Source organism: Bradyrhizobium sp. CCBAU 45384 (assembly GCF_028128665.1).
In the GTDB taxonomy this organism is placed as follows: domain Bacteria; phylum Pseudomonadota; class Alphaproteobacteria; order Rhizobiales; family Xanthobacteraceae; genus Bradyrhizobium; species Bradyrhizobium manausense.
The window spans coordinates 26,742-38,479 of record NZ_LBIZ01000094.1 but is presented as its reverse complement, the minus strand read 5'-3'; the positions used below and the strand labels follow the sequence as shown (position 1 = coordinate 38,479).

At 64.9% G+C, this 11,738-nt stretch carries 9 protein-coding genes; 2 read left to right on the top strand and 7 right to left on the bottom strand.

The window, feature by feature from the left end:
• Positions 1-48 precede the first annotated feature (48 nt).
• The 6 genes from XH80_RS08675 to XH80_RS08650 all read right to left on the bottom strand — a co-directional run bounded on the left by XH80_RS08675 (position 49) and on the right by XH80_RS08650 (position 6,041).
• Positions 49-1,200: an ABC transporter substrate-binding protein gene (locus XH80_RS08675; protein WP_271598242.1), complete on the bottom strand. Its 1,152-nt coding sequence runs from the start codon at positions 1,198-1,200 to the stop codon at positions 49-51.
• Between the two features lie 70 nt (positions 1,201-1,270).
• Positions 1,271-1,849: an alkylhydroperoxidase domain protein gene (locus tag XH80_RS08670; RefSeq protein WP_271598241.1), complete on the bottom strand. Its 579-nt coding sequence runs from the start codon at positions 1,847-1,849 to the stop codon at positions 1,271-1,273.
• 15 nt (positions 1,850-1,864) lie between these two features.
• On the bottom strand, positions 1,865-2,464 hold the full coding sequence (locus tag XH80_RS08665) for a CMD domain protein (protein WP_271598240.1): 600 nt from the start codon (positions 2,462-2,464) through the stop codon (positions 1,865-1,867).
• A 32-nt stretch (positions 2,465-2,496) separates the two neighbouring features.
• A complete protein-coding gene (locus tag XH80_RS08660) occupies positions 2,497-3,531 on the bottom strand; it encodes a putative FMN-dependent luciferase-like monooxygenase (RefSeq protein ID WP_271598239.1) in 1,035 nt (344 codons plus the stop codon).
• A 127-nt stretch (positions 3,532-3,658) separates the two neighbouring features.
• The gene (locus XH80_RS08655; protein ID WP_271598238.1) at positions 3,659-4,453 is read right to left on the bottom strand and encodes a MetQ/NlpA family ABC transporter substrate-binding protein; all 795 of its coding nucleotides are present in this window, start codon (positions 4,451-4,453) and stop codon (positions 3,659-3,661) included.
• A 145-nt stretch (positions 4,454-4,598) separates the two neighbouring features.
• Positions 4,599-6,041 (bottom strand): MATE family efflux transporter, encoded by a 1,443-nt coding sequence (locus XH80_RS08650; protein WP_271598237.1) that lies wholly within the window; start codon positions 6,039-6,041, stop codon positions 4,599-4,601.
• A 146-nt stretch (positions 6,042-6,187) separates the two neighbouring features.
• Between XH80_RS08650 and XH80_RS08645 the strand changes: the two genes are divergently transcribed.
• Positions 6,188-6,763 carry a TetR/AcrR family transcriptional regulator gene (locus tag XH80_RS08645; protein ID WP_271598236.1) on the top strand — a complete coding sequence of 192 codons (576 nt, stop codon included), beginning with the start codon at positions 6,188-6,190 and terminating at the stop codon, positions 6,761-6,763.
• 29 nt (positions 6,764-6,792) lie between these two features.
• Here the strand turns inward: XH80_RS08645 and XH80_RS08640 are convergent, their stop codons facing one another.
• The gene (locus tag XH80_RS08640; RefSeq protein ID WP_271598235.1) at positions 6,793-9,114 is read right to left on the bottom strand and encodes a molybdopterin guanine dinucleotide-containing S/N-oxide reductase; all 2,322 of its coding nucleotides are present in this window, start codon (positions 9,112-9,114) and stop codon (positions 6,793-6,795) included.
• A 454-nt stretch (positions 9,115-9,568) separates the two neighbouring features.
• Between XH80_RS08640 and XH80_RS08635 the strand changes: the two genes are divergently transcribed.
• On the top strand, positions 9,569-11,368 hold the full coding sequence (locus tag XH80_RS08635) for a peptide ABC transporter substrate-binding protein (protein WP_271598234.1): 1,800 nt from the start codon (positions 9,569-9,571) through the stop codon (positions 11,366-11,368).
• Positions 11,369-11,738: the final 370 nt, after the last annotated feature.

The window sequence follows — 11,738 nt, the reverse complement described above, 5'->3', positions numbered from 1 at the left end:
TTCCTAATGAAGGGGAGAAAGGCCGGAGCGAGAGCTCCGGCCGTCAGGTCAGGTGGGCTTGCCGTCCCAAAGCGCGAACTTGCCGTTGCGCACGACCAGCTCGGCGTTCATGGCGCCCTTGATGCGACGGGTGGCAACGTCAAAGGTCGCGGTGCCGAAGATCACGCTCGGGACGTCCTTGACCTTGGCGAAGGCATCGCGGATCGCCTTGCGGTCGGTGCCGCCGATCCTGATCACCGCGGCCGCCATGTTCATCGCATCATAGGCGTAGGCGTTGAACGCGTCGGGCTCCTGCCCGTTGTACTTTTTCTTGAAGCCGGCAATGAAGTTCTGCACCTCGGGCCGCTTGTCCTCCGGGAAATAGCGTGTGCCGACATGGACGTCCTCGACGGCGTCGCCGCCGAGCTCCAGGAATTTCGGCGAATAGACGGAGCTGGCGGCGCAGATCACCTGCTTCAGCCCGACCTGACGCGCCTGGCGCGCGATCAGCGCACCATCGGAATAATAGGAGATCAGCACCAAGCCGTCCGGATTGGCATCGCGCACCCGCACCAGCGTGGAGCGGAAATCGCGCTCCTCGGCGATATAGCCTTCGGTGACGACGATCTCCGCGCCATATTCCTTGGCGGCGTTGTTGAAATAGTCGCGGCTGGTGCGGCCCCAATCGGTGTTGAGATGCAGCACCGCAAGCTTCTTCAGGCCGAGACTCTTCACCGCATAGCGCGCCAGCAGCGGCTGCTCGTCGGCCTGGCTGACCGACGTGCTCCACATGAAGTCGCCGCCCTTGGTGAAGTCGGGGTGCGAATTGGTGAAGCCGAACTGCACGAGGCCGCCGCGCTGATAGATCGGCGAGGCCGCCATCGAGGCGGGGCTGGAGAAATCGCCGAGCTCAAGCACGATGCGGGGATCGGACACGAACTTCTGCGCGATCGCCACCGACTGGCGCGGATCGCTCTGGCTATCCTCGAAGGTATAGGCAAGCTTGCGGCCGTTGATGCCGCCGGCGGCCGTGATCTCGTCCAGCGCGAGATCAAAGCCCTGCTTCCATTGCGTGCCATATTGTGCATTCGGCCCCGTCAGCGGGCCGCTGACGCCGAGCAGGATCGGATCGGCGTCCGCGAGGGCTGCGCGCGAGAAGGCGGCGCCCGCCATCATGGCGAGCGAGCCTTTGACCAGGGTTCGGCGATTGATGTTGCTCATGTGCGGCTCCATCCAGTCAGGTGTTGAAAGCTCTAGTCTTACAAACAAGCAGCAAGTCTTGTGCCGGTGACTATTTCGAGGGCTCGCCCAGCGACAGCATCAGCCGGTTGGCCCAGTTGAAGAACGAGGCGCCGTTGATGACGTCGACGATCTCGGCATCGTCGAGACCCGCACTGCGCAGCTCCCTAATATTGTCGGGGCCGAACGCGATCGGCGTCGACGCCAGCGCCACCGAGGCCTTGACCACGGCGTTCCAGCGTTCGCCGAGATCGGCCTTGACGCCCTCGTCGAGCAGCTTCTGCACGTCGTCACGGCGCTTGGAATAGGTGCTGGCGAAGCGCGCATGCACCGAGGCGCAATAGATGCAGCCATTGTAGCGCGAGGTGGCAGCCGCCGCGAGCTCGCGCTCGTCGCGCGGCAGGCCGTCGGCGACGTTGTAGAAGATGTCCTTGTCGGTCTTGGTGCGGGCTTCCAGCACTTCGGGGTCGCGCACCAGGAGACGAAAATATTCCGACTTGGCGCGGGCGCGGTCGACGAGGCCGGCATAGTGCCGCTCGGTCAGCTCGGCCTCGGGCAGCGGCTCGATCCAGGAGACCCAGCCGAGCTCATCCTGGGTGAAGACATCAGGCGGATTGACGGTGGCGTTCATGATAGCGGCCTCCTCTTATGCGTTCACTGCTGCAAGCGTGCGCAAGCCGCTGACGACGCGCACCTGGAACGACAGGAACGCGACGAGTTGGGAGAAGGTGACGATGCCGGTGGTCGACCAGCCGGCCGCCTGCAGCGCCTTCATGTCGGCGGCCGCCGCATCGCGCGGCCGGAACACCAAAAGATGCGCGTGCTCGAGCGCCGCGACGAGCCGGGGACCGAGCGCGGACTTACTCGCCGCGTCAACGCGATAAATCAAGCCTGCCGTATTCTCGACCGACAGCGGGCCCGCCGGAAACGAGCCATATGGACCCGAGGTCTTGCCCCGCGCGATCTCGGCGTCGATGGTCTTGACCAGAGCCGCGCCGCCGGCGGTCGCCGCAAGCTTGTCGCGATAGAAGCTGGCAACCGGGGACTCGCCATGGAGCCCGGTCACGAAGGCCGCGATCGCGGCGCGCTCGAGCAGCGAGAATTCGCCGGCGTCGATCGGTTCGAACAGGGAGAGATAGCTCTTCTGCGCGTTCTCGCGCGCTTGCAGGCGCTTGGCGCGGATGGCGTCCAGCGCCGATCCCGGCTTGATGCCTGCAAGCGTGTCGATGATATCAGGCGTGCTCATCTTGGTGCCTCGTGAAATCCATCAAAGCCCGACTAGCCGGCAAGGGCTACTTCGGGCGCGGTCCTGGTCCAGCCCAGCGCAGGCGCGACCTTGTCGGCCACGAGCTCGATCGAGCGCAGCACGTAGGGGTGCGGCGCATCGACGGAATGGACCTGGAAGACGAGATCGGTGATCCGCTCCAGCGTCGCATCGGTACGTAGCGAGGCGATCACCTCGTCGGCGCCGCCGACATGGGTGTCGAACGCCGCGATCATTTCCTCCAGCGTCTCGCCCGGGGGAAGATGCCCGCTTTTCATGAATTGCGGCAGCGCGCGGCGCAGCCCGATATCGGCAAGACGCATCGCCTCGCGATGATCATCGGCGACGAACACGCTGCGCGAGGCCATGATGCGCGGTTCAGTGCCCGGCGGCAGCGCGGCGAGATAGGCGTCGATGATCGGGTTCTGGATCTCGGCGAGCGTCGCGTTTGGCGCGTCCTTGGCCCGCGGCTGGGTGCGCGACAGCAAGAGGCCGTCGCCGGCCTTGCCGGCGCGGGCCCCGCCCGCGACCGAGAACGTCGCTTGCCAGATGCGCTTGTCCAGTTGCGGCCGCTGCGGGTAGAGCGTGTCGCCGCCCTCGAGCGGCTTGCCGGCCAGCGCCTTGCGGACCACCTCGAGATTGCGCGCAAAGATCTCGTTGCGCTGGGCGCCGTCGAGGCCGAAGGCGGCAAAGGCCGACGGGTTCCCGCCGGTGCCGACCCCGAGCTCGAAGCGGCCGTTGCAGAGCAGATCGAGCACTGCGGCGTCCTCCGCCACCCGCACCGCGCTCTCCAGCGGCAGGGTGACGATGCCGGTGCCGAGGCGGATGCGCGAGGTCTGGGCGGCGACATAGCCGAGGAAGGTGAAGGGCGACGGCAGTCCGCCCTCGCGCTCGTGAAAATGGTGCTGCGCGATCCACGCGGAATCGAGGCCGGCCTTCTCGGCGCGTACGAGCTGCTCGGCGGCGAAGCGATAGCGCTCGGCCGGCGGGGCCTCATCGAGCAGTCGCGTGAAGAATCCCAGGCGTTTCAGATTTGCAAGACGTTTCATACGACCCCTGTCGGGCGAGGATGGATCCCGATGATGTCGGTTGCCGGCGCTGGAGACAAGCGGGCAAAGCGCAAGGCTGCCCGCCGGGATCGCACCCCAGCGCTAGACCTTTGGCTAAGCAGGCTGCCTACCAGCTCGGCAGCACCGCGCCCTTGAACTTGGTGAGGACGAACTCCTTCACCTCGGGCGTGTGATAGCTGTCGACCAGGATCTTGACCCAGGGCTTGTCCTTGTCGGCGCTGCGCACTGCGATCAGGTTGACGTAGGGACCCTTGGGGTCCTCGCGCAGAATCGGATCCTTGACCGGATCCAGGCCCGCCTGGGTTGCATAATTGGTGTTGATCGCGGCGGCGTCGACATCATCGAGCGCGCGCGGCGCCTGCGCCGCGTCGACCTCGATGAATTTCAGCTTCTTCGGATTCTCGGTGATATCGAGCACGGTCGGCTTGAAGCCGACACCGTCCTTCAGCTTGATCACGCCCTTGTCGCGCAACAGCAGCAGGACGCGGCCGCCATTGGTCGGATCGTTGGGGATCGAGACCTTGCCGCCGTCGGGAATGTCAGCGAAGGCCTTGTGCTTCTTGGAATAGACGCCGATCGGGAAGTTCACGGTGAGGCCAACCGCCTCGATCTTGTAGCCGCGATCGGCCTTCTGGTTGTCCAGGTAAGGCTGGTTCTGGAACGAATTGGCCTGGATCTCGCCGGCATCGAGCGCGGCGTTCGGCACCACGTAATCAGAGAACTCGATGAGCTGGATGTCGAGGCCCTGCTTGGCGGCGATCGGCTTTACCGCCTCCAGAATCTGCGCATGAGGACCCGGCGTCACGCCGATCTTGATGGTCTCGGCTGAGCTTGCCGCCGTCCACGCGGCGAGCAGGGTAGCGAGGATCAGGGTGGGGCGAAGCGACATCTTGGTCTCCATGACTTATCGATGGGAACCGTATTCGCTTCTCCGCCGGACGAAATCAATGAAATGAATATCCATATTGACCGCCGACGACGGGCAACACTTCTCCGTTCGCCGGCAAATGGGAAATGAACGCAAATTGGGGCTGGTGCAAGCCTTCCTAGGCGCGCGGCTCGGCACGCCAGGTCGACGGCGACAGCATGATCCACACGCAGATCGCAGCGTAGGCGACAAGCGATACCGTGACCATGATGGCAAGCCCTGCCATTCCCACCCCGAAGCTTGCCACCGCGATCCAGCCGCCGCCGGCCGCAATCAGGATGCGCACGACGGAGCCGGCGAGTGGACCGAGCGCGCGACCGGTGCCCTGCACCGCGAACGACACGACAAAGCCGAATCCCAGCGCCGCATAGGCCGGCGCGACGATGCGCAGGTAAATCATGCCTTCGTCCACGACGCCGGCGTCATGGCTGAACAGATGCAACCAGGCTGTCGGAACAATCGCGACCATCAGGCCGATCGAGCCGGTCATGATCATGCCCGCGGCGCCGCTGACCCAGCCGATCCGCTGCGCTCGCGCAATCTGGCCCGCGCCCATGTTGACGCCGACCATGGTCAACGTCGCGGTGCTGAGGCCGAACAGCAGCGGGATCATGATGTAGTCGAGCCGCGAGGCGATGCCGTAGCCGGCAAGCGCCGAGGTGCCGAACAGGCCGACCGCGCCGGTGACGAGGATGACGGTGAGGTTGGTCAGCACGGCATTGAACGCGGTGGGGATGCCGACCTTGAGCATGTCGCCAAAGATCTTCGCGCGCAGCGGCACGACGTGCAGCCGCAGCCCGGAGGAGCCCGAGGACATGTAGCGCAGCAGGAACAGCATCGCCGCGCCGTAATAGAGACCGAAGGCAATGCCTGCGCCGCCGATGCCGAGGCTCGGCACCGGGCCGAAGCCGAAGATCAGCAGCGGCGAGACCGGAATGGTCACGATCGCGCCGATCAACGTCACCAGCGCAGGCACCTTGACGTTGCCGGATCCGCGCAACGCGGCGGCCTGGAGGTTGACGATCCACACAGGAATCGCGCCGGCGAACAGATAGCTGGAATAGGTGACGGCCGCATCGAGCGCACCGTCGCGGCCGCCGAGCGTTCGGAACAGCGCCGGGCCGCCGAAGTGCACGCCAAGCGTGAACACCCCTCCCGCGATGATCGCAAGCACGACGGCGTGGAACAGCGCCGCATCGGCGTCGTCGCGACGGCCCGCGCCGACCGCGCGCGCCACCGACGAGGCGACGCCCGAGCCGAACCCGCCATTCGACATCATGGTCATCAGCATGAAGATCGGGAACACCAATGCGGCACCCGCCAGCGCATCGGTGCCGAGATAGCCGACATAGTAGGCCTCGGCGATATTCACCGCGGTCTGCGCCACCAGCACGGTCACGGTCGGCGCGGCGAGCTTGAGCAGCGTCGGCAGGATCGGCGCGGCAAGAAGCGCGGCACGGCGCTGGTCGGCGGTCGGCGCCACGGTGCGAGGCGCTGCCGCGCTGCGCACAGGGGCCTCCAGGGCGGATATAGGCTGCGCCGCGACGTCCTCGACTGACATTGCTGAGGTCCTGTTCTTTTCCGGAGCTGCCGCAGCAGCCATTGCATTATGCTCATAATGTATTATTATGATCGTAATGCAATAGAGAACAGCTCACGATCCCGTGGCCGTGTCTTTGGGCGGAGGTCGGGAGGGAGCTGAGGACCATGCGCTACGATAAGGGACACAAGGACGAGACACGCCGGCACATCCTCGAGGTCGCCTCGGCGCAGTTCCGCGAGAGCGGGATCGCCGCGGTTGGGCTCGCCGGCATCATGTCGGAGGCCGGCCTGACCAACGGCGCCTTCTACACCCACTTCGCCTCCAAGGAGGAGCTGGTGCGGGAGGTGCTGACCGATGCCCTCACCCGCCGCGAGGAGCGGCACAAGGCCAATCTCGAGAATGGCGTCGCGGTCGAAACCGTGATCCGCGATTATCTCTCGACACGTCACCGCGACCACCCTGGCACGGGCTGCCCGACCGCCGCGCTCGTTGCCGAGATCGCGCGGCACCCCAAGGCAACGCGCGATGCCTTTACCGGCAAGGTCTCCGACCTCGTCGGGCTGATGGCAAAGCAGATCAGGCAAGGCACAGCAGAAGAGCGGCGGCGCAAGGCGATCACGATCTATTCGACCATGGTCGGCGCGCTGCAATTGTCGCGCGCCGTCAACGACAGGCAGTTGTCGGACGAGATCCTGGAGAATGCGGTGGACGCCGCGCTGGCAATCGCCAACGCGCGCTGACGCGGTCGCACGTCCACCGCCCTGTGTGGCTACACCGGGTCGAACGCCCGGATCGGCGGCAGGTTGCCGGTGAACTTCTCCACCTCAACCGTGGTGAGCTGGCCGGTGCAGCCTTGCGCAAAGGACGAGGTGCCGACGTCGCGGGTGAGCACGTTCGGATTGCCGTGCACACAGAGCGGCGCGTCGTCCTCAGGGTCCATCGGGTCGTACCAGGCGCCGGTCGGCAATTGCACGACGCCGGGCGCGATGCCATCGGTGACATGCACCGCGGCGAGGCACGCGCCGCGCGCGTTGAACAGGCGGATGATGTTGCCGTCCTTGATGCCCCGCGCATCTGCATCCCGCGGATTCATCCGCGCGACCTCGCGGCCGCGATGCTTTGCGCCCAGCGAATGCCCGCCGAAATCGAGCTGGCTGTGCAGCCGCGTCACCGGCTGGTTGGCGACGAGGAAGCACGGCGCACCGGGCTTGGGCATATCGCTCTTATCGAGCCAGACCGGATGGCCGGGACAATCCGCATCGCCATGGCCGGCGATCTTCGCCGAGTAAATCTCGATGCGTCCGCTCGGCGTCGGCAGCGGATGCGCGACCGGATCTTCGCGGAAACTGCGCAAGCGGCCGCCATCGTCGGGCTGCTGCGGCACGACCAGGCTGCCGCGCTTCCAGAATTCCTCGAAACTCGGGGCCTCCAGCCCGCGCTTGGCGAGCGAGGCGCGGGTCGGCTCGTAGAGATGCGCCAGCCATTGCCGCGAGCTGCGCCCTTCTGTGAAAGGCTCGCGGGCACCGAGGCGATCGGCGAGATCGGCAAAGATCTCGTAGTCGTCGCGTGCCAGCCCGAACGGCTCGGCGATCTGGTGCATCGCGACCATCAAGGGATCGTTGCTGGAATAGCCGATGTCCTCGCGCTCGAGCGTCATGGTCGAGGGCAGCACGATGTCGGCATGGCGCGCGGTCGCAGTCCAGGCGAGCTCGTGCACGACGAGCGTGTCGACTTTCGCAAAAGCCTTGCGCAGGCGGTTGATGTCCTGGTGGTGATGGAACGGATTGCCGCCGGCCCAATAGACCAGGCGAATGTCTGGATAGGTGCGCGTCTCGCCATTGTAGCGGTAAGTGCTGCCGGGTTTGAGCAGCATGTCGGCGATGCGCGCCACCGGAATGAAATCCCTGACGCCGTTACGCCCCTGCCCGAGCGTCGGCCCCGGCACGTCGTTGACGCGGCGGCCGTAATAGCCGATTGCGCCCAGCGAATAGGCGTAGCCGCCGCCGGGAAGGCCGATCTGGCCGAGCGCTGCCGCCAGCACCATGCCCATCCAGACCGGCTGCTCGCCATGCTCGGCGCGCTGCAGCGAATGCGAGACCGTAATGAGTGCGCGCTTGCCGGCAAGGCGCCGCGCCAGGGTCCGGATCGCGCTCGCGTCGACGCCGCAGATCGCGGCAGCCCATTCGGCATGCTTGGGCTGTCCATCGCTCTCGCCCGTGAGATAGCGCAGGAACACCGGCCAGCCTTCCGTGTAGCGATCGAGGAAAGCCTGGTCATGCAAGCCTTCGCTGACCAGCGTGTGAACCATGCCGAGCATCAGTGCGGTGTCGGTGCCGGGCGTGCATGTCATCCACTCGGCACCGGCCTCGGCCGGCAAATCCTCGCGCAGCGGGCTCATCAGGATGAACTCGCAGCCGCGCTTGCGCGCTGCTTGCATCGCACCGCGCTCGACATGCTTGCTGATCGAGCCGCCGGCCACCATCGAGTTCTTCAGCGCCATGCCGCCGAATGCGAGCACAATCTCGGTCTTTTCGGCGACCTGTTCCCAGGTGACGTTGCGCTTGGTGATGTCCTCATAGCCCGCCAGGATCTGCGGCAGCAGCACGGAGGACGCGCCGGACGAATAGGAATTCACCGAGCGGACATAGCCGCCCATGGCGATGTTGAGGAAGCGATGCACCTGGCTCTGCGCGTGATGGAAGCGGCCCGCGCTCGACCAGCCATAGGAGCCGCCGAACACGGCGCCGGGGCCGCGCGTGTCGCGGATGCGCGCGAGCTCGTCGCCGAGCAGGTCCAGCGCCTTCTCCCAGCTGACGGAGACGAATTCGTCGCGGCCGCGCCTGTCATCGGGCCCGGGCCCACGCTCGAGCCAGCCCTTGCGGATGGCGGGCTGCGCAATACGGGCCTGATGGCGCAGAGCGCCGGGGAAATTGTCGATGATGCCGCTCGGATCGGGGTCGCCGCCATAGGCTCTCACCTCCAGCCCGGCCGCGCCATTGCGTGCGGAAAACGCGCCCCAATGCGAGGTGTGCGGCTTGAAGCCATCCGACAAATCGAGGCCGGGGTCGGGGAAGCCAATCGTATCGTCCATCGCGTGGCCCTCAATCGCTGGAAGCGCCGCGCAGGCCGCTCCGGTTGCATCGTTCGCCAATATAGTGAGGCCCGCGCGTACAGGGCAACGGAATACCGATGCGCGGAACCGCGCGCATGGCCGCCTCCCGCGGACCGCAGCCCTTCTGAAGCACGCTGCTTCCAACCGCGTCATTGCGAGCGCAGCGAAGCAATCCAGACTGTCGCCGCGGAGGGATTCTGGATTGCTTCGCTGCGCTCGCAATGACGGAGCAAGGGGCACCGGCATCGATCTTCCGGCTGCGTTCGAACTTGGAGATGCGTCTTCTCGTTCTCTGGATGGACACTACCCGCGGTCCTGGCTCGGCATTTCGTCGCACCGCTTTCCACCATTGTCGGCATTGCTGCCCACACAACGATGCAACATGATGGCTCCGCCGGTGACGACTGTTGTTGTGGCAGGTGGAGGTCATCCGATGGACGAAAACGACATCCGCGGGCTCATCGCGGAGGTGAAGCAGGGCACGCTGTCGCGGCGCTCCTTCATGCGGACGTTGGCCGCAGCGGGGGTCACGGCGCCAATTGCGAGCCAGATCCTGCTCTGGAACGACGTGGCGATGGCTAATGCCACACTGGCCTACAAGCCGACGAAAGCCGGCGGCGGCGGTCCGCTCAGGATGCTGGTCTGGCAGGCGCCCACCTTGCTCAATCCGCATTTCGCGCTGGGCACCAAGGACCAGGTCGCCTCACGCATCTTCTTCGAGCCGCTCGCCGGCTGGGACAAGGAGGGCAATCTCTTCCCCTGTCTTGCCGCCGAGATCCCGACCAAGGCGAATGGCGGGCTGTCGGGTGACGGCACCAGCGTGATCTGGAAGCTGAAGCAGGGCGTGAGATGGCATGACGGCAAGCCCTTCACCGCCGACGACGTCGTCTTCACCTGGACCTATGCCGCCGACCTGGCGACGGCCGCCTACACCACGGGATCCTACAAGGACATCATTGTCGAGAGGATCGACGACCACACCGTCAAGGTGATCTTCAAGGCGCCAACCCCGTTCTGGGCCGATCCCTTCGTCGGCTCGGTGGGCCAGATCCTGCCGAAGCATCATTTCGGCGACTATGCCGGTGCGAAATCGCGCGACGCGCCGGGCAATCTGAAGCCGGTCGGCACCGGTCCCTACAAATTCGTCGAGTTCAAGCCGGGCGATCTGCTCCGGGCCGAACGCAATCCTGATTATCACGTCAAGAACCAGCCTTTTTTCGACACGTTCGAGATCAAGGGCGGCGGAGATGCAGTCTCTGCCGCGCGCGCCGTGCTACAGACCGGCGAATACGATTATGCGTGGAATCTGCTGGTCGAGGACGAGATCCTCAAGCGCATGGAGGCCGGTGGCAAAGGCAAGGTCGAGTACACGACCGCCGGCGGCATCGAGTTCGTCATCCTCAACACCACGGACCCCTGGACCGAGGTTGACGGCGAACGATCCAACGCCAGGACGAAGCACCCGACGCTGTCCGATCCGGCCGTGCGGCGGGCACTCAACCTGCTGATTGACCGCGAAGGAATCCAGAAGTTCATCTACGGCCGCGCCGCCGTCGCAACGGCGAGCTTCGTCAACCAGCCGCCGCAGTTCAAATCGGGCAAGCTGAAATACGAATTCAACATCGAGAAGGCGAACAAGATTCTCGACGAGGCCGGCTGGAAGGCTGGTGCCGACGGCATTCGTACGAGGGACGGCAAGCAACTGAAATACGTGTTCCAGACCTCGATCAACGCGCCACGCCAGAAGGCACAGGCCATCATCAAGCAGGCCTGCCAGAAGGCCGGGATCGAGATCGAACTCAAATCGGTCACGGCGTCGGTGTTCTTCTCCTCGGATGTCGGCAATCCCGACACCTACTCGAAATTCTACTGCGACATGGAAATGTACAATGCGACGCAGCCCCAGCCCGATCCGGAGCGGTTCCTGAACCAGTGCGTCTCCTGGGAAATCGCGAGCAAGGACAACAAATGGCTCGGCCGCAACGTCTCGCGCTGGTCCGACCCGGAGGCCGACAAGGCCTACAAGGCCGCGCAGAACGAGCTCGATCCCGTCAAGCGCGCCGCGCTGCTGATCAAGGTCGATGAGATCTTCTGCGAGGCCAACATCTTCCTGCCGCTGCTCTCACGCTACATCGTCGGCGGCGCCGTCGATGGCCTGATGACTGACATCTCGGGGTGGGACGTCACGACGTGGAATATTGCGAGCTGGTATCGGAACACGAAGGTTTTGTAGGAGCGTAACGAAACCCATCGAAACACGATGGGTTTCGCAAGTGCTCTGCCCTCGTGATCCGGACCTGCGTTTTCAGCTGGTCCGAGAGCTCGGCCGGCACGAACATCTAACCAATTGAAAGAACTGAATTGTCGCTTCAGCCCAGCACCGACGCTCGTTCTCTCCTCTAGGTTGCGATGTCACCCGCAGGAGACCTCTGTTACATGCCGACGTGCTCGAATGGACTTTGCGAAGTCTCGTCGGCCGTCCGTTGACGAGATTGAGGCAAATGATACGATTTAACGGTGCCCGGCCTCGCCGATCGGACCGGGTACCGGAATGACGGCGTGAGGGGCCAGCCTTATCGTGCCAAGCGTTGCACGTGCGTCCT